This is a genomic window from Rhodococcus sp. BE178, assembly GCF_050433545.1.
In the GTDB taxonomy this organism is placed as follows: Bacteria; Actinomycetota; Actinomycetes; order Mycobacteriales; family Mycobacteriaceae; genus Prescottella.
Genome location: NZ_JBNPXA010000015.1, coordinates 26382 through 45874 on the forward strand (window position 1 = coordinate 26382; position 19493 = coordinate 45874).

At 69.1% G+C, this 19493-nt stretch carries 22 protein-coding genes, 1 tRNA gene, 1 other RNA gene and 1 pseudogene; 16 read left to right on the forward strand and 9 right to left on the reverse strand.

Annotated features, from left to right (window positions below; all coding sequences use genetic code 11):
- Positions 1-187: 187 nt before the first annotated feature.
- Positions 188-559: a transfer-messenger RNA gene (gene ssrA, locus J2X34_RS22395) on the forward strand.
- 63 nt (positions 560-622) lie between these two features.
- Here ssrA and J2X34_RS22400 read toward each other — a convergent pair.
- Complete coding sequence (locus J2X34_RS22400) at positions 623-1117, reverse strand: DUF5994 family protein (protein ID WP_181818821.1); 495 nt, start codon at positions 1115-1117, stop codon at positions 623-625.
- Between the two features lie 170 nt (positions 1118-1287).
- Here J2X34_RS22400 and J2X34_RS22405 point away from each other — a divergent pair, with 170 nt between their 5' ends.
- From J2X34_RS22405 to J2X34_RS22420, 4 genes are all read left to right on the forward strand, one after another.
- Positions 1288-2610 carry an NAD(P)/FAD-dependent oxidoreductase gene (locus J2X34_RS22405; RefSeq protein WP_174911793.1) on the forward strand — a complete coding sequence of 441 codons (1323 nt, stop codon included), beginning with the start codon at positions 1288-1290 and terminating at the stop codon, positions 2608-2610.
- Positions 2607-3359: a DUF1365 domain-containing protein gene (locus J2X34_RS22410; RefSeq protein ID WP_114722574.1), complete on the forward strand. Its 753-nt coding sequence runs from the start codon at positions 2607-2609 to the stop codon at positions 3357-3359. The genes J2X34_RS22405 and J2X34_RS22410 overlap by 4 nt, the downstream gene beginning before the upstream one ends.
- A gap of 68 nt (positions 3360-3427) precedes the next feature.
- Positions 3428-4657 carry a class I SAM-dependent methyltransferase gene (locus J2X34_RS22415; protein ID WP_429519887.1) on the forward strand — a complete coding sequence of 410 codons (1230 nt, stop codon included), beginning with the start codon at positions 3428-3430 and terminating at the stop codon, positions 4655-4657.
- A gap of 103 nt (positions 4658-4760) precedes the next feature.
- Positions 4761-5552, forward strand: coding sequence for a DUF1295 domain-containing protein (locus tag J2X34_RS22420; RefSeq protein ID WP_114722619.1), 792 nt, complete (start codon positions 4761-4763; stop codon positions 5550-5552).
- Here the strand turns inward: J2X34_RS22420 and J2X34_RS22425 are convergent.
- Positions 5522-5995 (reverse strand): N-acetyltransferase family protein, encoded by a 474-nt coding sequence (locus J2X34_RS22425; RefSeq protein WP_429519845.1) that lies wholly within the window; start codon positions 5993-5995, stop codon positions 5522-5524. The genes J2X34_RS22420 and J2X34_RS22425 overlap by 31 nt on opposite strands.
- On the opposite strand from J2X34_RS22425, the gene J2X34_RS22430 reads away from it, so the two are divergent.
- The 5 genes and pseudogenes from J2X34_RS22430 to J2X34_RS22450 form a co-directional block, all read left to right on the forward strand.
- Positions 5897-6118 carry a cupin domain-containing protein gene (locus J2X34_RS22430; protein WP_220181929.1) on the forward strand — a complete coding sequence of 74 codons (222 nt, stop codon included), beginning with the start codon at positions 5897-5899 and terminating at the stop codon, positions 6116-6118. The two genes, J2X34_RS22425 and J2X34_RS22430, sit on opposite strands and share 99 nt — an antisense overlap.
- Positions 6119-6141: 23 nt before the next feature.
- Positions 6142-6504: a fluoride efflux transporter FluC gene (locus tag J2X34_RS22435; RefSeq protein ID WP_114722571.1), complete on the forward strand. Its 363-nt coding sequence runs from the start codon at positions 6142-6144 to the stop codon at positions 6502-6504.
- Positions 6501-6845 carry a fluoride efflux transporter CrcB gene (gene crcB / locus J2X34_RS22440; RefSeq protein ID WP_114722618.1) on the forward strand — a complete coding sequence of 115 codons (345 nt, stop codon included), beginning with the start codon at positions 6501-6503 and terminating at the stop codon, positions 6843-6845. The genes J2X34_RS22435 and crcB overlap by 4 nt, the downstream gene beginning before the upstream one ends.
- Positions 6846-6926: 81 nt before the next feature.
- Positions 6927-8564: a phosphoglucomutase (alpha-D-glucose-1,6-bisphosphate-dependent) gene (pgm, locus tag J2X34_RS22445; protein WP_174911782.1), complete on the forward strand. Its 1638-nt coding sequence runs from the start codon at positions 6927-6929 to the stop codon at positions 8562-8564.
- A gap of 35 nt (positions 8565-8599) precedes the next feature.
- Positions 8600-9799, forward strand: a pseudogene (locus J2X34_RS22450) (MFS transporter); the annotation flags it as partial.
- 39 nt (positions 9800-9838) lie between these two features.
- Here J2X34_RS22450 and J2X34_RS22455 read toward each other — a convergent pair.
- Positions 9839-10594, reverse strand: coding sequence for a VIT1/CCC1 transporter family protein (locus J2X34_RS22455; protein ID WP_254622592.1), 756 nt, complete (start codon positions 10592-10594; stop codon positions 9839-9841).
- 73 nt (positions 10595-10667) lie between these two features.
- On the opposite strand from J2X34_RS22455, the gene J2X34_RS22460 reads away from it, so the two are divergent.
- The 3 genes from J2X34_RS22460 to J2X34_RS22470 all read left to right on the forward strand — a co-directional run bounded on the left by J2X34_RS22460 (position 10668) and on the right by J2X34_RS22470 (position 12432).
- Positions 10668-11156: a MauE/DoxX family redox-associated membrane protein gene (locus tag J2X34_RS22460; protein WP_114722617.1), complete on the forward strand. Its 489-nt coding sequence runs from the start codon at positions 10668-10670 to the stop codon at positions 11154-11156.
- A gap of 87 nt (positions 11157-11243) precedes the next feature.
- Positions 11244-11993 (forward strand): DsbA family protein, encoded by a 750-nt coding sequence (locus J2X34_RS22465; RefSeq protein WP_114722567.1) that lies wholly within the window; start codon positions 11244-11246, stop codon positions 11991-11993.
- A gap of 366 nt (positions 11994-12359) precedes the next feature.
- Positions 12360-12432, forward strand: a tRNA-Ala gene (locus J2X34_RS22470).
- 76 nt (positions 12433-12508) lie between these two features.
- Here J2X34_RS22470 and J2X34_RS22475 read toward each other — a convergent pair.
- The 3 genes from J2X34_RS22475 to J2X34_RS22485 form a co-directional block, all read right to left on the reverse strand.
- Entirely contained in the window at positions 12509-12988 is a 480-nt protein-coding gene (locus tag J2X34_RS22475; protein WP_174911777.1) for a GNAT family N-acetyltransferase, read from the reverse strand.
- A gap of 69 nt (positions 12989-13057) precedes the next feature.
- Positions 13058-13354: an antibiotic biosynthesis monooxygenase family protein gene (locus J2X34_RS22480; protein WP_114722616.1), complete on the reverse strand. Its 297-nt coding sequence runs from the start codon at positions 13352-13354 to the stop codon at positions 13058-13060.
- A gap of 275 nt (positions 13355-13629) precedes the next feature.
- Entirely contained in the window at positions 13630-14346 is a 717-nt protein-coding gene (locus J2X34_RS22485; protein WP_174911774.1) for a (2Fe-2S)-binding protein, read from the reverse strand.
- A gap of 182 nt (positions 14347-14528) precedes the next feature.
- On the opposite strand from J2X34_RS22485, the gene J2X34_RS22490 reads away from it, so the two are divergent.
- Positions 14529-15599, forward strand: a complete 1071-nt coding sequence (locus J2X34_RS22490; RefSeq protein WP_174911771.1) for a CobW family GTP-binding protein — start codon at positions 14529-14531, stop codon at positions 15597-15599.
- 59 nt (positions 15600-15658) lie between these two features.
- Positions 15659-16288 (forward strand): 5,6-dimethylbenzimidazole synthase, encoded by a 630-nt coding sequence (bluB, locus tag J2X34_RS22495; RefSeq protein ID WP_174911768.1) that lies wholly within the window; start codon positions 15659-15661, stop codon positions 16286-16288.
- Between the two features lie 17 nt (positions 16289-16305).
- Here the strand turns inward: bluB and J2X34_RS22500 are convergent, their stop codons facing one another.
- A complete protein-coding gene (locus J2X34_RS22500; RefSeq protein WP_258557958.1) occupies positions 16306-17805 on the reverse strand; it encodes a DEAD/DEAH box helicase in 1500 nt (499 codons plus the stop codon).
- Here J2X34_RS22500 and J2X34_RS22505 point away from each other — a divergent pair.
- Positions 17768-17980, forward strand: coding sequence for a hypothetical protein (locus tag J2X34_RS22505; protein WP_147283537.1), 213 nt, complete (start codon positions 17768-17770; stop codon positions 17978-17980). The genes J2X34_RS22500 and J2X34_RS22505 overlap by 38 nt on opposite strands.
- 110 nt (positions 17981-18090) lie before the next feature.
- Here J2X34_RS22505 and J2X34_RS22510 read toward each other — a convergent pair whose 3' ends face one another.
- Entirely contained in the window at positions 18091-18504 is a 414-nt protein-coding gene (locus J2X34_RS22510; protein ID WP_174911765.1) for a molybdenum cofactor biosynthesis protein MoaE, read from the reverse strand.
- The gene (gene moaCB, locus J2X34_RS22515; RefSeq protein WP_174914857.1) at positions 18497-19483 is read right to left on the reverse strand and encodes a bifunctional molybdenum cofactor biosynthesis protein MoaC/MoaB; all 987 of its coding nucleotides are present in this window, start codon (positions 19481-19483) and stop codon (positions 18497-18499) included. The genes J2X34_RS22510 and moaCB overlap by 8 nt, the downstream gene beginning before the upstream one ends.
- Positions 19484-19493 lie beyond the last annotated feature (10 nt).

The window sequence follows — 19493 nt, forward strand, 5'->3', positions numbered from 1 at the left end:
ACTCGACCGGCCGTCTCGGGGCACGACATTAACGGAACGAGGCGACCCGGAACGGGGAAATGCGCAGATGGGGTGATCTGTCGTGGGGGTGCCGGGGAGTGGTTCGAACCGGTCGGCGATAATTGGGATGATTCGCGCGCCCGCGCGGGTTAAAGTAAGTAGCCCCGCGAGAGACGCGGGGACGTACGGGGCTGAACGGTTTCGACTGCGTACGTTGAGTCAGGGGAAGCGTGTCGGTGCAGGCAAGAGACCACCGTAAGCGTCGCTGCAAACCAATAAGCGCCGATTCCAATCAGCGCGACTACGCCCTCGCTGCCTAAGTAGCGACTGCGTGTCTGTCAGACCGGGTGTGCCCTCGCCCCGGACCCTGGCATCAGCTAGAGGGCTCTACCGTTCCACTCGGTCGCGGAGTGGGGCGGGACATCCAACAGCGACTGGGATCGTCATCACGGCTTGTTCGCGAGACCGGGAGATCCAAGTAGAGACATAGCGAACTGCACACGGAGAAGCCCTGGCAAAGCGGCGGAGGACCCGGGTTCGATTCCCGGCAGCTCCACCAAACGGGCCCGGTCAGAAGGTAATCGCCTTCCGACCGGGCCCTTTTGCTGTCTCGGCGGTGGGGTCAAGCGGGGGGCCGTCCGTGTTCCTCCGGGACTGCCGCGGACGCGTGTACCGGCGGCCGGGCCCAGGACGGATCGACGACCCGGCGCATGAGCTGATACCCGTAGTGGGTGTCGAGTCCGGGACGCACGACGACGAGGTCGAGGTGGCGGCCGCCTCGCCCGTAGACGCGCAGAACGTTGCCCGGCTGGCCCGTCTCGGGGCCGGTGATCTCGACGCCGTCGTCGATGTCGATTCGCCGCTGCATCATGCTGACGGAGTTCCAGCCGAATCGGATGCTCGCGACGGCGCCGAGACTCGGGGTGAGTTTGGTGATCAGATCGTGCAGTTCGGCCGTGAGGTTCCGAGTGCGCGGCCACCAGACCCCGTCGACGTCGCGCGGTCCGCCCGTCCGCAGAAGCAGTCGCGGGGTTCGGGTCGGTGTCGGGAACGGCTGTCCGTCCTCGGGGGAAGCCGCGGTACGTTTCAGGTCCGAGCGGGTAGAAGTGTGCGTCACCTGACGCTCCTGGTGTGGCCGCGAATCGGCCGCTAATTTCCAATCGCGGCCCGTGTGAGCAGAACGCTCGACGTGAAGTGCTGCGCGATACCTCAACGCTACACGCTGGGCTGTGGACCGGATCGTGGTCGATTTCGTTCTGGACCAATCGCGGCGCCTGTCGCCTCCGAATGCCTCGTGACAGCAGGACAGCGGCGGAGGGACGGGTGGTCGTGACAGGTAGCGGCGAGAGACGGCGGATTGCGGTGGTCGGTGCAGGTGTGGCCGGGCTGACCGCGTCCTGGGTGATGGCGAAGGACGCGGACGTCACGCTCTACGAGGCGGACGGACGCCTCGGTGGCCACGCGGACACTCATCGGGTGCGTACACCGGTGGGTGACGGTCTGGCGGTGGACACCGGTTTCATCGTCCACAACGACCGCACCTACCCGACCCTGCTTCGCCTGTTCGCCGAACTCGATGTGCCTACGCAGGACTCGGACATGAGCATGTCGGTGCGCTGCGACGGCTGCGGGCTCGAGTACTCGGGCGGCCAAGGCCTGCGCGGGCTGGCGCCCACCGTGTCGACTCTGCTGCGCGGGGAGTACGTGCGGATGCTGCTCGAGGTCAAGCGCTTCCACCGCCGGGCATCCGCCCTGCTGGAGGACGGGGACGCCGACGAGATCACGCTCGGTGACTTCCTCGCGACCGGAGGCTTCGCTCCCTACTTCGTCGCGCACTTCATGACGCCGCTCGTGTCGGCAGTGTGGTCGTGCGACCCGCAGACCGCGCTGCAGTATCCGGCCCGCTACCTGTTCACGTTCCTCGACCACCACGGAATGCTCGGTGTCGGAGGTTCGCCCACCTGGCGGACCGTGCGCGGTGGCAGCGCCGAATACGTGCGCCGCATCGCCGACCACATCGACGACGTGCGGGTCTCGACGCCCGTGCGGGCCGTACACCGGCACGCGGATCATGTCGAGATCCGCGACGACGCAGACCGGCTGCGCCGGTTCGACGCGGTGGTGGTCGCCACCCACCCGCTGCAGGCGCTGAAGATGCTCGCGGCGCCCACTCCGCTGCAGCACGAGGTGCTGGGCGCGATGCCGTATTCGGTCAACCACACCCAGTTGCACACCGACCAATCGGTGTTGCCGCGCAGGTCGCGGGCCCGCGCGTCGTGGAACTACCGGATCCCCTTCTGCGCCGCGCGGCCCGAGCAGGTGCTGGTGAGCTACGACATGACGCGGCTGCAGCAACTACCCGACACCGGCGAGCGCTACCTGGTGACGTTGGGCGGCAAGGACGTCGTCGATCCGGACCTGGTGCTCGACACCATGGTCTACGAGCACCCGCAGTACACGCCTGCCTCGCTCGCCGCGCAGCGCCGGCTGCCCGAGCTGAGCGACCACGTCGTGGCGTTCGCCGGCGCCTACCACGGCTGGGGCTTTCACGAGGACGGCGCGCTGTCCGGACTGCGCGCCGCGGAGAGTGTCGGAGGGCGCTGGACATGACCACACAGTCGATTCCCGAGACGCCGGCGATCTACCGGACCGTGATCAGACACGTACGAACCGCCCCGCTGCACAACGTCTTCCGCTATCGCAGCTACAGCTGGCTGGTCGACGTCGACAACCTGCCGCGCCTTCCGCACCTTCCGAGGCTGCTGGCGCCGCTCGCCGGATTCGCGTCCTCCGACCACCTCGGCGATCTGTCGCGGACCCTGCGGCAGAACGTCGATGCCTTCCTCGCCGCGCACGGGATCGACCTGGACGGCGGAAAGGTGCTGCTGCTCAGCAACGCTCGAGTGTTCGGATACGTGTTCAATCCGCTCAGCGTGTTCTGGTGCCACGGCGCGGACGGCCGACCGGTCTGCGTGATCGCCGAGGTGCACAACACCTACGGTGAGCGGCACTGCTACCTGCTGCGGCCGGACAGCGCGGGGGCCGCGCGTGCCACCAAGGAGTTCTACGTCTCGCCGTTCAACGACGTCGACGGTGAGTACCGGATGACCCTGCCGGTCCCGGGCGCCGCGCTACGGCTGGTCATCTCCCTCGAGCGTGAGGGGCAGTCGCCGTTCGTGGCGACCGTGATCGGCGAACGGCGGGACGCGACGACGCGCGAGGTCCTCCGGGCGGCGCTCGCGGTGCCGCTGGCCCCGTTGCGGGTGGCCGCGCAGATCCGTTGGCAGGGAATCCGCTTGTGGGCGAGGGGGCTGCCGATACGCCCTCGGCCCGTGCATCAGCGACAGGAGGCAGTGTGATGACCGCGACCACGATCGGGGCCACGACCCGGAGTTCGATCTCGCCCGACTCGACCACGGGCCGCTGCATGTGGGGAGATCTGCACCGGGTGCCGAGCGGGCCGCGAGCGCAGGCCGCCGGCCGGATCGCCGACGGGTTGTTCCGGCACGCCGTCTCGCGACTGCCTGTCCGGGTCGAGTTCCCCGACGGCCGCGTCCTGGGCGATCCCGCCGCGCCGGATGCGCCGGTCATGCTCGTGCACCGGCCGCGTGACTTCACGGCGCGGGTGGGTCGGAGTGGACTGATCGGCTTCGGCGAGGCGTACATGGCCGGTGACTGGTCGGCACCCGACCTCACCGCGGTGCTCGAGGTGTTCGCGGCCCGCGCCGCGACGCTGATCCCGGGCCCATTGCAGCGCCTGCGGGGCATGGTGATTCCGAAGCCGCCGGGCAGCGAGAAGAACACCACCCGCAACACCCGCTCGAACATCTCGCGCCACTACGACCTGTCGAACGAGTTGTTCGGGTTGTTCCTCGACGACACGCTGACCTATTCCAGTGCGCTGTTCGGACGCGACGAGACCGTCCCGTCGTGGGACGACCTGGTCTCGGCCCAGCACCGCAAGATCGACCACCTGCTCGACGGTGCGGGTGTGCGCGAGGGCAGCCGGGTGCTCGAGATCGGCACGGGCTGGGGCGAACTCGCGATCCGGGCGGCCGCCCGCGGCGCGACCGTTCGATCGGTGACGTTGTCCACCGAGCAGCAGGACCTGGCGTGCAAGCGGATCGCCGAGGCCGGATACGCCGACCGGGTACAGGTGGATCTGCTGGACTACCGGCGGGTCGACGGCCGGTACGACGCGGTGGTGTCGGTGGAGATGATCGAGGCCGTGGGGCACCAGTTCTGGGGCACCTACTTCCGCACCCTCGATCGGGTGCTGGCGCCCGGTGGACGAGTCGCGATCCAGGCGATCACGATGCCGCACGACCGGATGCTCGCCACCCGCAACACCTACACCTGGGTGCACAAGTACATCTTCCCCGGCGGATTCCTGCCATCCGTCCGGGCGATCGAGGAGATCACCGAACATCAGACGAACCTGCGCGTGCGGCAACGGTTGTCGATGGGCGACCACTACGCGCGGACGCTGCGGCTGTGGGACGAGCGGTTCGCCGAGCACGCGGACGACGTCGCCGCGCTCGGATTCGACGACGTCTTCCGCCGGATGTGGCACTTCTACCTCTGCTACTCGGAGGCCGGGTTCCGCTCGGGCTACCTCGACGTGCAGCAGATCGTCCTCGACCGGAGGGATGCGTGATGACGACGACCGGGCCGGGGGAGACCGTCGGACTTGTCGAGGCCGCGGGCCTCGAGGTGGGGAACGTGCGGACGGAATGGGCGGCGCGATGAATGGTCTCGAGATGAACGGTTTCGATTGGGGCGGTTTCGCGCTCGTCACCATCACGAGTGTGATCGCGATCGTCATCCTCATGGTGGTCACCGCCGCCTTCGGGTTCCGGCGGGCCCGGCACAATGTGGTCGACGTGTCCTGGGGTGTCGGCTTCGTCCTCGTCGCGCTGGTTGCGGCGGCATTCGGCGACGGCGACGAGTGGCGACGCTGGCTGCTCGCCGGCCTCGTTGCGGTGTGGGGACTGCGGCTCGCGATACACATGGAGCGGCGCTCGCGCGGGCACGGAGAGGACCCGCGCTACGAAAAGCTCCTCGACGACGCCGGCGGGAACCGGACGCTCACCGCGATCCGCAAGATCTACATCACGCAGGGCATCGCGCTCTGGTTCGTCTCTCTGCCCGTTCAGGTCGCCGCCGTCACGCACGGGCCCTGCGGGGTGCTGACCGTACTGGGCGTGATCGTGTGGACGGTCGGGGTCGTGTTCGAATCCGTCGGGGACGCACAGATGTCGGCGTTCAAGGCGGACCCGGCGAATCGCGGCACGATCATGGACCGCGGCCTGTGGGGCTGGACTCGTCATCCGAACTACTTCGGCGACGCGTGCGTGTGGTGGGGGATCTTCCTCGTCGCCGCGCAGACGTGGCCCGGCGTTCTCACGATCCTCTCGCCGCTGGCGATGACGTACTTCCTGGTCTTCGCGACCGGTGCGCGCCTGCTCGAGCAGCACATGGCCGAGCGGCCCGGGTACCGTGACTACCAGCAGCGCACCAGCTATTTCGTGCCGTTGCCGCCGCGTGGATGATCGGGTAGCGCGCGCTGCATGATGATCGTGTCGAGGGACGTCTCGTGTTCGAACCCCACGCCGAGCAGCCGTCCGGCAACCTCGAACTCGCGCCTGCGGTGCAGGTGGCACGAGCCGGAGTCGGGCGCGCCGGTCTCCGACGTCAGCACCGCGATCACCTCGCGGATGCCGAGGCGGGCGCATTCGGCGAGCGTCCGGTCGAGCAGCGCACCGCCGAGCCGTCGACCGGTGGCCCACGGCGCCAGATAGATCGATTCCTCGACGCAGTACCGGTACGCCGACCGCGTCTTCCAGGGTGCGACGCGGGGCACTTCCCGGCGTACGCCCCCAACTCGCACGAGTTCGTGCACGTCCTCGACGGCCGGCTCACGGTCGGCGTCGGCGACAGCGAATGGGTGCTCGCCGCCGGGGACACGCTGTACTTCGAGGCGGACGCCCCGCACCGGTTCGTCAATGACGGACAATCACCGTGCCGATACTTCGTGGCGGCGATGATCATGAGGGCGCGGACGCCGGGTTCGCGCGGTCGGTCCCGCGCGGGCCGGACCGACTCACAGGCGCGGTGACCGCAAGGGAAGGACGGCGGGCGATGACCGAGGCGCGGACGCTGGCCGTGGTCGCGGCAGGTGGGGCGATCGGTGCGAGTGTGCGCTACCTGCTGGCCCAGCAGTTCCCCGGTATCTGGACCATCGTCGTGGTCAACGTCGTCGGTTCGCTGCTCCTCGGAGTGCTCGCGGCGATGGTCGGACCGGACCGGTTGTGGCGGCTGTTCCTCGGGGTCGGGGTGCTGGGCGGATTCACGACGTTCTCGACGTTCGCGGTCGATGTCGTGCAGAACCCGGGCGTCGCGGTGCTGTACCTCCTCGCGACGTTGGTGCCGGCGCTGTTCGCCGCGCGTCTCGGCATGGGGATAGGCGAGGTGTGGCACACGCGTCGGGGGTCGGTGTCGTGACGGTGTTGTGGGTCGCGCTCGGTGGGGGCGTCGGAGCGGGTGTGCGGTATCTCGCCGGACGACACCTGCACTCGTACGGCAGCTTCCCGGTGCCCACGTTCGTCGTGAACGCCGTCGGCTGTCTGATCCTCGGTCTGCTCGCGGGCGCGACGCTGCCGGCGGCGGTGTTCGCAGTGCTCGGCACCGGTTTCTGCGGGGGCCTCACCACATACTCGACGTTCGCGAACGAGGCTGTCGGTCTGACCCGGGTGCGGCGGTCCGTGACGTCTGCGGTGTATGTCGCGGCCAGTCTCGCCGTCGGTATCGGATTCGCGTGGGCGGGGTTTCGGATCACCTCGTGAACCGGCCGGTAGCCTCCGGTCCTGGCACGATGGAGCCGAAGCGTTCCACAGCGTTTCATCGGGTCGAAGTCGGAGGGGCAGATGGTGCACGAACGAGCGGGACAGGTGGCGTTGCCGGAGGATCTGGAGGATCTGGCGCATCTGGTGTCCGCCTATTACACGCGCACCCCCGACCCGGCGGATCCGCTGCAACAGGTGGTGTTCGGGACGTCCGGACACCGAGGCTCGAGCCTCGACTCGGCGTTCAACGAGGCCCACATCCTCGCGACGACGCAGGCCATCGTCGAATACCGCGCCGCGCAGGGCATCACCGGTCCGCTGTTCCTCGGTCGCGACACGCACGCGCTGTCGGAGCCGGCCTGGGCGACAGCGCTCGAGGTTCTGGTCGCCAACGATGTTGCGGTGGTGATCGATTCACGCGACGGCTACACCCCGACGCCAGCGGTCAGCCACGCGATCCTGCGGCACAACGCGTCCGGTCCGGCCGCCCGGGCCGACGGCATCGTCGTCACACCGTCGCACAACCCGCCGCGCGACGGCGGCTTCAAGTACAACCCGCCGCACGGCGGCCCCGCGGACAGCGATGCGACCACCGTGATCGCGGACCGCGCCAACGACCTGTTGCGCTCGGGACTGTCCGCCGTCGCGCGTGTCCCGCTCGCGCGGGCGCTCGAGACGGCCGGGCGCTACGACTTCCTCGCCGCCTACGTCGACGACCTGCCCACCGTGCTCGACCTCGACGCGATCCGGGCGTCGGGCCTGCGGATCGGGGCCGACCCGCTCGGCGGCGCATCGGTCGACTACTGGGGCGCCATCGCCGAATGGCACCGGCTCGACCTGACTGTGGTCAATCCCCTGGTGGACGCGACGTGGCGGTTCATGACCCTCGACGGTGACGGCAAGATCCGGATGGACTGCTCGTCGCCGTACGCGATGGCGTCGCTGATCGCTGCCCGGGACCGGTTCGACCTCGCCACCGGTAACGACGCCGACGCGGACCGGCACGGCATCGTCACCCCCGACGGCGGGCTGATGAACCCCAACCACTACCTCGCGGTCGCCATCGACTACCTCTACACGTACCGCGCGGGATGGTCGCCGACCACGAAGGTCGGCAAGACCCTCGTCAGTTCCTCGATGATCGACCGGGTGGCCGGCGGGCTGGGCCGACCCGTCGTCGAGGTGCCGGTCGGATTCAAGTGGTTCGTTCCGGGACTGCTGGACGGTTCGCTCGGTTTCGGCGGTGAGGAGAGCGCCGGGGCGTCGTTCCTGCGCCACGACGGCACCGTGTGGACCACCGACAAGGACGGCATCCTGCTGGCGCTGCTCGGGGCCGAGATCACCGCGGTCACCGGGCAGAGCCCGTCGGCGCGGTACCGGGAACTGACCCGGCAGTTCGGCGATCCCGCGTACGCGCGGATCGACGCGCCCGCGACCCGCGACCAGAAGGCGGTGCTGTCGAAGCTGTCGCCGGAACAGGTCACCGCGACCGACCTGGCCGGTGAACCGGTCACGGCCACGCTCACGTCGGCGCCCGGGAACGGTGCGGCGATCGGCGGGCTCAAGGTCACCACCGAGAACGCCTGGTTCGCGGCGCGGCCGTCCGGCACCGAGGACGTCTACAAGATCTACGCCGAATCGTTCCGTGGCCCCGACCATCTCGCGCAGGTGCAGGCCGCGGCGCAGGACGTGGTCTCCCGGGCACTGGGACTGGGCTGAACCACCGTTCGAGTGCGCCGATAGATTGATCGGCAATGAGAAAATTGACGTCTACCTCGACGAGCGCTGAGGCGAAACTTCCCAAGGAGATCTGGGTACTCGTCGTGTCGGCGTTCATCGTCGCCGTCGGGTTCGGCATCGTGGCGCCCGCGTTGCCGCAGTTCGCCCGCAGCTTCGACGTCGGCGTCACCGCCGCCAGTGCCGTGATCAGCGCGTTCGCGCTGATGCGGCTGATCTTCGCGCCGATGAGCGGCACCCTGGTGCAGAAGCTGGGGGAGCGGCCCACCTATCTGGCAGGGTTGATCATCACCGCGGTCTCGACGGGGGCGTGCGCGTTCGCGCAGGACTACTGGCAGCTGCTGGTGTTCCGGGGTCTCGGCGGCATCGGGTCCACGATGTTCACCGTGTCGGCACTGGGCCTGCTGATCCGCATGTCGCCACCCGGTGGCCGCGGGCGGGTGTCCGGTGTGTACTCGGCGGCGTTCCTGATCGGCACGATCACGGGACCGCTGTTCGGTGGCGCACTCGTGCGGTTCGGTCTGCGCGTCCCGTTCGTCATCTACGCGGTCGCCCTGCTCGTTGCCGCGACCGTCGTGTTCTTCGCGCTCCGCAAGTCGCACCTGGCCGCGCCGGAGGTCCACGGGGCGATGCCGATCATGACGATCCGAGAGGGACTCCAGTCGTCGATGTTCCGGGCGTCACTCGGCGCGAACCTGGTCACCGGCTGGGTGATCTTCGGTGTCCGGATCTCGCTGGTGCCGTTGTTCGTCGTCGAGATGCTCGACGGCGACGGCACCACGGCCGCGATCGCCCTCACCGTGTTCGCGCTCGGCAACGCCGCCGTCCTGATGCAGGCGGGGCGGATGACCGACCGCATCGGCCGCAAGCCGTTCATGCTCGTCGGACTGGCTATCTGCGGAGTGTCCACGATCGCGATGGGGGCCAGCGACAACATCGTCGTATTCCTGATCGCGACCGCGGTGTGCGGCATCGGGTCGGGTGTGATGGGACCGGCGCAGCAGGCCGCGGTCGCCGACGTCGTCGGGTCCAAGCGGCGCGGTGGCCCGGTCCTGGCCCTGTTCCAGATGATGAACGACGTGGGCGCGTTCGCCGGCCCGCTCGTCGCCGGGATCGTGGCGCAGGCCTGGTCCTACGGCGCGGCCTGGGCCGTGAGTGGGACCATCATGCTGTTGCCGATGGTGTTGTGGTTCCTGGTGCCCAAGGGGCGGGTGCCGGACGACACCGACACCGACGGGGAGGCGTCGGATGCAGCGTCAGCCGGGCACACCGATTCCGATGAGCGCGCCGACCACGTAGGTGGCACCGACCGCGATCGCACCGAACACCAGCTGCCGGAGTGCGCCACGGATCCTGGACTGGGCGGTGAAGTGCGCCGCGAGCGCGCCCGCGAGCAGTAGACCGAAGCCGCCCACCGCGAGCCCCGCGACCAGCGATTCGAACCCCAGCAGGTAGGGGATCAGCGGGATGATCGCGCCGATCGAGAACATCACGAACGACGAGCCGGCCGCCACGAGCGGTGACGGCTTCTCCAGCGGGTTGACGCCCAGCTCGTGGGTGATGTGGATGTTGACGGCACGCTCGGTGTCGGCGTGCACCTCCGCGGCCGCGGCCGTCGCCGTCTGCTCGCTCATGCCCATTGTGGTGAAGGTCTCGACCAGCTCGGCCTCCTCCGCCTCGGGATGCCTGCGCAATGCCCGGCGTTCGACCCGCACCTCGGCGTCGATCTGCTCGTTGGACGTCGACACCGACGTGTACTCGCCGAGCGCCATCGAGAATGCGCCGGCCACCAGACCTGCGACACCGCTGAGGATCACCGTGTGTGCTTCCACGCCCGCGCCGCCGACGCCCGCGATCAGCGACGTGTTGGTCACCAGACCGTCCATTGCGCCGAACACCGCCGCGCGCAGCCAGCCGCCGGAGACGTCCGAATGCGTGTGGTCGAAGTCGTGCGGCCGGGCGGCCGGGGACGCCGTGTTCGACGTGTCGGGATCGGGGGCAGAGTCGTTCACACAGCCGAATCTAGCTGCGAAAACGCACATGATCTAGAAAGCCGAGGCATACCTGTTCGGTAGCGTGTGGGGCGTGTGGATACGCATTGTGAGCCTGTTGGCGCGCTTCGGTCTGGCGGCTGTGTGGCTGATCTCCGGATGGATCAAATTCATCGACCCCACCCAGACCGTCGTCGCGGTGCGCGCGTACCAGTTGCTGCCCGAGGATCTCGTCCGTCCCGTCGCGTACACGATGCCGATGTTCGAGATCGCGCTCGGACTGTTCCTGGTGATCGGCCTGGGTGTGCGACTGACCGCCATCGTGTCGGCGGCCGCGCTGCTCGTTCTGATCGGTGTCATCGTCTCCGTGTGGGCGCGCGGTCTGTCGATCGACTGCGGCTGCTTCGGCGGCGGTGGTGTCGCCGACGTCGACGGGTGGGACTACGCGCGGGAGGTCGCCCGCGACGTCGGCTTCCTGGCGCTGGCGGTGTGGCTGGTGGTGTTCCCGCGGAGCCCGCTGTCCCTCGGCCCGCGCTCCCGCGGACCGCTCTCAGTACCCGCTCAGGCAGCGGTGGCAGAGTAGTCGTCGAGCTGTGCCTGCCCACATGATGGAGCAGGCGCCGCAGTCAGTTCCCCGAACGGATCTCACACCTATGACGAAGGACGCGAAGTGAGTTCGAAGAAGCCGAAGTCGGCCAAGTACAACCCTCAACCGACCTCCAGCAAGGCCACGTACATCGTCGGCGGTCTCGCGATCGTCGTGATCGCGGCGCTGGTGATCGGCGGCATCCTGTTGACCAAGGACAACGACAAGCCGCGGAACGAGGGATACGGGGGGGTGCAGAACTCCGCCGTCCAGGTGACGATGGAGGACGCCGGCGTCGTGCGCCTCGGCCTGCCCGACGTCACGAACACGATCGACGTGTTCGAGGACCCGATGTGCCCGTTCTGCGCGCAGCTCGAGCAGAAGCACGGCCAGGAGGTGGCGCAGGCCGTCGACGACGGCAAGCTCGCGGTCCGCTACCACATCCTCAACTTCCTCAACCGGCTCTCGGCCAGCGGTGACTTCTCCACGCGCGCGGTCGCCGCGTCGCAGTGCGTCGCCCAGACCGGGGACGCCATCGCGTACTCCACGTTCCACGGCGAGCTGTTCTCGCCGGCCAACCAGCCCGCGGAGAACGGCAAGTCGGACCTCTCCAACGAGGACCTCGCGAAGCTCGCGAAGGACGCCGGCGCCAACGAGGCCGCCGTCAACTGCATCACCAGCGGTGAGCGGATGCAGCAGGCTGCCGCGGACGCCGAGACCGGCCGTCAGGCCCTCGCCGCGTCCGGCGCGACCGGCACCCCGGCCGTCGTCCACAACGGTGAAGTGATCGACGCGCTCGGCAACCCCGACTGGGTGTCGCAGGTGACGCAGTAGGACCCGGTGGTGGGGGGCCCCCCCCCGGGGGGGCCCCCCCCCCCGCGGGGCGCGGGACCCCCGCGGTGTTTGGCGCGCCCGCGCCGGGGTGACTATATTTTAGAAAACGGGGGGGTCCCCCACCCCGCCCCCCCCCCCTAACACCCGGGGGGTGACACCGGGCGCGTGTCTGGGGGGGGCGCGGGGGGGGCGGGGCGCGGCGCGGGGCGGTGCCAAAGCAACCAACCGGTGGCCCCCCCCCCGCGGGGCCCCCCCCCCACGGCCTGCTTTCCTCTGACCAGGCGATTTGTTGCCCGCGACGGCGATGGTGTAACTTTCTTTCAGCACGAGGGAGTCACTCCCGAAGCGCAGAGAACAACTCAACACGGGGCTATGGCGCAGCTGGTAGCGCACCACACTGGCAGTGTGGGGGTCAGGGGTTCGAGTCCCCTTAGCTCCACTCCGAAACTCCGGGTCACGATCATCACGATCGTGGCCCGGAGTTTTTACGTATCGCCGATCGGCGCGGACGGCCGTCAGCCGACGGTCTTGGCGAGGTGCACAAGATCGTAGCCGGACAGTGTCGGGGTGCGGTGCGTCTCGTGATAGCCGAACCGCGCGTACAGCCGCAGGTTCCCGCTGCTGAACTCGCCGGTGAACAACCGCATCTCGGTGACCGACTCCGGGAGATGCTGCTCGGTGAGGGACAGTAGCCTGCTGCCCAGGCCCCGCCCCTGCATGTCGGGTGCGACCACCAGCCGGCCGAGTTCGGCGGTCCGGCGGTCGGGTTGCCCGATGCGGACGCGCACCGCTGCCACCAGTCGCGACGAGTCGTCGCGCAGTCCGAGGGCGAGCACCGCGTCGTCCCGCAGCTCGCGCTGCAGCTCCTCCGACGTCTGCATCAACGGCGGAAGGTTCGGATCGTGGTGGGCCTGTGCCTCGGTGACGTAGGCGGCCCGCTGCAGGGTCAGCAGCTCGCCGGCGTCGACGTCACTCAGGATGGCAAGTGATTCCATGAGCGCTCATTCTGCAGGGTCGGGTGCCGTCCCCGGCGGTCCCTGCACGCCGCGCCAGTGGCGGGCGTGTCAGGCGTCGTCGACGGGCGCGTAGTGCTCGACGGTGGGGAACGGGTCGTAGAAGTGGTGCAGCAGCCGACGCCAGTCCTGGTACTCCGCCGATCCGCGGAACCCTTCGGTGTGGTCCTCGAGCGTGTCCCACTCCACCAGGAGGAGATAAGCGCCGGGGCGTTCGAGGCAGCGTGAGAGCGTGAGGCGCCGGAACCCCTTCATCGCCGAGATGATCGTTCTGGCCTGGCTGAACGCCGCTTCGAATGCGGCGGCCTGTCCCGGTCTCACCTGCAGTGGTGCATGCTCGAGGATCATCGACGGATCCTCGCACACGGTGCCGGGTGGTGACGCGGAGTAGTCTCACGCGCCACCACCCGACGGCCCGCCCAGGCAGGGGGGAATTCTGGGCGGGCCCGTTGCTGCCCAGGGGGGGTCGGGCAACTTTTTGAACTGTAGTGCAATTTGTGGCCTGAAGCACGTCGGCTGGGTCGAATGACCATTTCTCGAGACGTCGGACTGGGCGTCAGCCGTGCGCAGGTGGACGTGCGACCGGCCGAACTCGATCGTGGCGTGGCCGGGTCCTGCGGTGGTCACACCGACTCGTCCCCCTGGTGGTGGACGGATTCGCTCGGACCGGTGAGCGCACAGTCGCCGCAGTATCCGGAGACCGGCGTGCGATAGAACAGGCAGCAGCTCCGACGTCGGTAGCCCGCGCCCTCACGGTCGACGGTGTCGGTCAGGCGGGGATCACGGAGGATCGTCTCGGTCACGGTGATGGCGTCGGTGCGGGTGTCGCCGTCGAGCACACGCGCCGCCCCGATCAGTGCGGACGCCGCATTGCCCCACAGCAGGCGCTCGGACATCGGCTCGGCGGACCGGATCGAGTCGACCATCGGTTCGAGGTGACGGTCGAGGACCATCGCCCGCACGAGATCCACCAGATCTGCGCCCTCCCAGCCGCGAGGCTCGCGCACGTGCAACCGGATCTGACCGTGGTCGTCGAGCCACAGCAACTCGGCCGGATCCAGGTCCAGCAGTCGTCGATCACGGACGGCCCCGCCCAGCACCAGCGACCACAACCGCGCCGCATACCCGAGGAACAGCGTCGACGCCGCGACGCGATACTCCGTCGAGCTGATGCGCGCTCCGACATGTCCGACGACCTCGGCGAGCGCGTCCGCTTCGTCGTACAGCCGACTCGCCGGACGCCAGTCGCCCAGGCCGGGATCGCCTGTGGTGGCGACGAAGTAGGGGTTGACGGTGGCCAGCGAGGCCAGGGTCCTGGAGACCTCGGAGGGCGACGACACGAGAAGCTCGGTCGCCGGGCGAGTGCGGATCAGGTGGGAGAGTGCGTCGATGTCGCCAACGATATGGCATTTGACCGGGGCATTGTTGTATGGGCTCTCGCGCGAGTGGAAACACACCGGCCCCAACCGAGTAGCATGGCCGGTCGGTGATGTAGGTGACTCGGGGCGCGGAGGATCGAGGAGTGGCGAAGAAACGTGGTCCGCGGTCGATCCCTGTCGTCGTCGTGGCCGGTTTCCTCGGGTCGGGAAAGACGACCCTGCTCAACCATCTGCTCCGCAACAACGGCGGCACCCGGATCGGCGTGATCGTCAACGACTTCGGCTCGGTCAACATCGACTCGATGATGGTTGCGGGGCAAGTCGATTCGATGATGGCGCTCAGCAACGGCTGTATGTGCTGCGCGGTGGACGTCAGCGACATGGACGCGATGCTGGACCGGCTGGCGCACCGGACGTCGGAGATCGACGTCATCGTCGTCGAGGCGAGTGGACTCGCGGAGCCGCGCAACATGATTCGGCTGGTACTCGGCAGTGAGAACCCGTACATCACGTACGGCGGTCTCGTCATGCTCGTCGACGGTGCCGAGTACCAGAACAGCCGGGCGCGGCATCCGGAACTGGACCAGCACATCGCGATCGCCGACCTGATCGTGCTGAACAAGACGGACCGCATCGGCGGGGAGGACCACGACACCCTTCTCGGCGACGTGTGCGGGATCAATCCGCGGGCGGCTGTGGTCTCCACCGTGCAGGGGCGCGTGGATCCCGGCCTGCTGTTCGACCGTGCCCCGCGGCCCGAACCCCGGCCGGGACAACAGTTGTCGTTCGACGATCTGCTCGCCGACGCAGCAGACGCCGCCGGTTGCGGGGAATGCGGCGGCGATCACGACACGCACATCCACACGCTCTACGACAGCGTCACGTTCGCGTCCGAATTGCCGATGCACCCGCGTCGGCTCATCCGCTTCCTGGAGAAGCAGCCCGCGGGCGTGTACCGGATCAAGGGGTACGTGTACTTCGGCGTGCGGGGTCATCAACAGAAGTACCTGCTGCAGGTGGTGGGTGACCACATCGCGTTCCATCCGCAGCGGTGGAACCCGGGCGAGCGCCGTCGGACCGAACTGGTCGTGATCGGCACCGACCTGGATCCAGACTCGGTGGACGCGATGCTGGACGCCTGCACCGAATCCGAGGCCGAGGGGCTCGACGCGGACACGATGATGGGCGTGCACCGCTACACCGTCGACGCCTGATCGGATACCCGCGAGCAGCTCTACCGGGAGGGCTTTCCGGGGACGGCTACCGTGGGGTGGTGACCGAATCTCTTGTTTCCGTATACGAAGCCATCCGCCGACGCCGTGACGTCCGCGCCGAGTTCAGCGGCGAGCTGATCCCCGACGAGACATTGCAACGGGTGCTCGGTGCGGCACACGCGGCACCGAGCGTCGGCAACACGCAGCCGTGGGACTTCATCGTCGTCCGCAACCCCGACACCCTCGCGACGTTCGCCGACCACGTCGCCGACCGTCGCCGTGCCTTCGCCGACTCGTTGCCCGAGGATCGCCGGAAGACGTTCGACCCCATCAAGATCGAGGGCATCCGCGAGAGCGGGACCGGCATCGTGGTCACCTACGATCCGTCGCGCGGTGGCCAGAACATCCTCGGCCGGCACACCATCGACGACACCGGCCTGTTCTCGGCGGTGCTGGCCATCCAGAACCTCTGGCTGGCCGCGGCCGCCGAGAACATCGGCGTCGGGTGGGTGTCGTTCTACGACGAGGAGTACCTCACCGAACTGTTGGACATCCCGGCCCCGGTCCGCCCCATCGCGTGGCTGTGCGTCGGCAAGGTGGACCAGTTCCAGGAGGTGCCCGATCTGGAGCGTTTCGGCTGGCGGACGCGTCGGGCACTGGCCGACGCGATCCACTGGGAACGCTTCTGATTCGTTCCTGAGGGGTGTCAGCCGCGGCGGCGGCGCGAGCCGCCGCCCTGCGACGCCTGACGGGTTCCGCCGCCCTGCGAGCCGGCGGAACCGGTGGCGCCCGTTCCGCTGCCGCCGCCCGGACGTCCGCCCGAGCGGCGGCGTCCACCACCGGTGGTGGCGGCGCCTTCCGCTCGCGGACCCCGGCTGTTTCGGCCCTGGCCGCCCTGACCGCCACGGCCCGGACGCTGTCCCTGCTGGCGGCGCGCGTCACCGGCCGGCTTGTCGGTCTTGGGGGCCGGCGGCACGTGCGGGGCCGGCTCGCCGACGAGACGGATCACGTGCTCGGAGTCGGCGGTCACCTGGACCGGGGTGACCTTGATCGATGCCTTGCGCATCAGCGCGGACAGATCCTTGCGCTGATCGGGCAGCACGATGGTGACGACGTCGCCGGCGCTGCCGGCGCGCGCGGTGCGACCCGAGCGGTGCAGGTACGCCTTGTGCTCGGCCGGCGGATCGACGTGGACCACGAGTTCGACCTCGTCGACGTGGACGCCGCGCGCCGCGACGTCGGTCGCCACCAGCACGCGGGCCGAGCCCTCCGAGAAGGCAGCGAGGTTGCGGTCGCGCGCGGCCTGGGAGAGGTTGCCGTGCAGGTCCACCGACGGGATGCCCGACTCGGTGAGCTGGCGGGCGAGCTTGCGGGCCTGGTGCTTGGTGCGCATGAACAAGATGCGCCGACCCTGACCGGACGCCAGCTTGTGGATCAGGGCCTTCTTGGCCTCGACGCCGGAGACGTCGTAGACGTGGTGGGTCATCGCCGCGACCGGCGAGTTCGCCTCGTCGACGGAGTGCAGGACCTCGTTCTGCAGGAACCGCTTGACCAGCTTGTCGACGCCGTTGTCGAGCGTCGCCGAGAACAGCAGTCGCTGGCCACCGGCCGGCGTCGCCGCGAGGATGCGGGTCACGCCGGGCAGGAAGCCGAGATCCGCCATGTGGTCGGCCTCGTCGAGGATCGTGATCTCGATGCCGTCGAGCTTGACGAAGCCCTGCTTCATCAGGTCCTCGAGGCGGCCCGGGCACGCGACGACGATGTCGACCCCGGCCTCGAGCGCCTTGACCTGGCGGTGCTGCGAGACACCGCCGAAGATGGTGGTGACGCGCAGACCGTGTGCGTCGGCGAGGGGTTCGAGTGTCGCGGTGATCTGCGTCGCAAGCTCGCGGGTGGGGGCGAGGACGAGGCCGCGGGGCTTGCCCGGGCGGCGCTTGCCGCCGGCGAGGCGGGCCGCGAGCGGGATGGAGAACGCGAGGGTCTTGCCGCTGCCGGTCTTGCCGCGGCCGAGGACGTCGCGGCCGGCGAGAGTGTCGGGGAGGGTGTCGACCTGGATGGGGAACGGCGCGGTGATGCCGCCGTTGGTCAGAGCGGTGACGATCGGGGCGGGGACGCCCAGGGACTCGAAGGAGGGAGTTGCCGATTCGTCGGACGGGGTGGTGACGCTGGTGGACAAGTTCGTCGGTGCCTTTCGGGCATTCGTCATGCACGCCTACGGCCGGGAGGTCCCGGTGCACGGCCTGCACAAGGTGGCGACATTGCCGGGAGGCAAGATCGATCGCCGCAAGAAATGCTTGTGCTGGTGCACTCGTCTGCACTCGTTGGCGGGCGTGGATGCCCTCTGGGCATTCGAGCACTCGCTCGGATCCGGCGCGAAGTGAAGCGTTCTACGACGCTGGACGCCTCGCAAGCGGACGTCCAGTACTCGCCACCATACCGGGTTCCGGTATCCGGGGCTGTGCGGGTCGGCCGATGGGCCGCTCCGACCGGGTCACAAACCCACCCATTCGGACGTGCCGGTCGCGAACCGCTGACGTTTCCAGATCGGCACCTCGGCCTTGATCCGCTCCACCAGTTCGGCGCACGCGGCGAAGGCCTCGGTGCGGTGCGGTGCGGCCACCGCAGCGACCAACGCCAGATCGCCGATGGTCAACTGCCCCACCCGATGTAGCGCCGCGACGGGCAGTCCGGTGCGCTCGGAGACCTGCTCGCAGCACTGGCGGAGGAACCGTCCGGCGTCCGGGTGGGCCTGGTACTCGAGCGCCGACACCGACCGGCCGCCGTCGTGGTCGCGGACGACACCTGTGAAAACCACCACAGCGCCGTGCTCCGGCCCGGCGACTGCGGCGTCGACGACCGCTGGATCGAGTGGTTCGGCGCAGATGCGCGCGAGCAGCTCACGCATCGTGTGCACCGCCCCCCGCGACCTGCGCCAACAGGTGATCGAGGACGGGGTCCAGCACCGACAGGCCGTCCTTTACCCCGCCCGGCGACCCCGGCAGGTTCACCACGACGGTGCGCCCGACCAACCCGGCGACGCCGCGGCTGAGCGACGCGTGCGGGGTCACCTCGGTGCCGCGCCGGCGCATGGCCTCCGCGAGGCCCGGCAGTTGCCGATCGAGGACGGCGAGCGTGGCCTCGGGTGTCGCGTCGGTGGGGGAGGCCCCGGTGCCGCCGGTGGTGATCACCAGCGCGGGGGCGTCGGAGAGTGCGTCGGCCAGGCCCGCCGCGATGTCGGCGTCGGCGTAGACCAGCGGGCCGCGGACAGTGTGGCCGCGGGTCTCGAGCCAGCCGACGATCGCCGGGCCCGTGGTGTCGGGTCGGGTACCCCGCGCGCCACCCGTGGACGCGACGAGGACGGTCGCGGAACCGGCCCGCACGTCGGTGACCGTGGCGGCGGCGGTCGGCGTCGCGTCGTCGCGCCGCCACTGCCCGCGCTTGCCGCCCTCCTTGGTCAGCAACCGGACGCCGTCGAGCGTCGCGGCCGGGTCGACGGCCTTGACCATGTCGTGCAGCGTCAGGCCGGCCACGGCGACCGCGGTGAGGGCCTCCATCTCGACCCCGGTGGGGCCCTTCGTCTTCGCGGTGGCCTCGATCGTGATCGAGGTGTCGGTGAACCCGAACTCGACCTTGACCGACGACAGTGCCAGCTGGTGACACAGCGGGATCAGCTCGGAGGTCTTCTTGGCGCCGGCGATGCCCGCGATCCGCGCGGTCGAGAGGACGTCGGCCTTCGGCATGTCGTCGGCGCGGACCAGCGCGACCACCTCCGGTGTGGTCACCAGTTCGCCGGCAGCGACGGCGATCCGGGTGGTGTCCGCCTTCGCGCTCACGTCCACCATCCGGGCCCGGCCCTCGCCGTCCAGATGGCTCAGCTCGCTCATGTTCTGTTCG

Excerpts from the sequence above, each read along its gene's own strand:
- J2X34_RS22405 (WP_174911793.1), top strand. The coding sequence starts at position 1,288 with ATGCCTCGTGACAGCAGGACAGCGGCGGAGGGACGGGTGGTCGTGACA.
- J2X34_RS22410 (WP_114722574.1), top strand. The coding sequence starts at position 2,607 with ATGACCACACAGTCGATTCCCGAGACGCCGGCGATCTACCGGACCGTG.
- J2X34_RS22415 (WP_429519887.1), top strand. The coding sequence starts at position 3,428 with ATGTGGGGAGATCTGCACCGGGTGCCGAGCGGGCCGCGAGCGCAGGCC.
- J2X34_RS22420 (WP_114722619.1), top strand. The coding sequence starts at position 4,761 with ATGAACGGTTTCGATTGGGGCGGTTTCGCGCTCGTCACCATCACGAGT.
- J2X34_RS22435 (WP_114722571.1), top strand. The coding sequence starts at position 6,142 with ATGACCGAGGCGCGGACGCTGGCCGTGGTCGCGGCAGGTGGGGCGATC.
- pgm (WP_174911782.1), top strand. The coding sequence starts at position 6,927 with ATGGTGCACGAACGAGCGGGACAGGTGGCGTTGCCGGAGGATCTGGAG.
- J2X34_RS22475 (WP_174911777.1), bottom strand. The coding sequence starts at position 12,988 with ATGGAATCACTTGCCATCCTGAGTGACGTCGACGCCGGCGAGCTGCTG.
- J2X34_RS22480 (WP_114722616.1), bottom strand. The coding sequence starts at position 13,354 with ATGATCCTCGAGCATGCACCACTGCAGGTGAGACCGGGACAGGCCGCC.
- J2X34_RS22500 (WP_258557958.1), bottom strand. The coding sequence starts at position 17,805 with ATGACGAATGCCCGAAAGGCACCGACGAACTTGTCCACCAGCGTCACC.
- J2X34_RS22510 (WP_174911765.1), bottom strand. The coding sequence starts at position 18,504 with ATGCGTGAGCTGCTCGCGCGCATCTGCGCCGAACCACTCGATCCAGCG.
- moaCB (WP_174914857.1), bottom strand. The coding sequence starts at position 19,483 with ATGAGCGAGCTGAGCCATCTGGACGGCGAGGGCCGGGCCCGGATGGTG.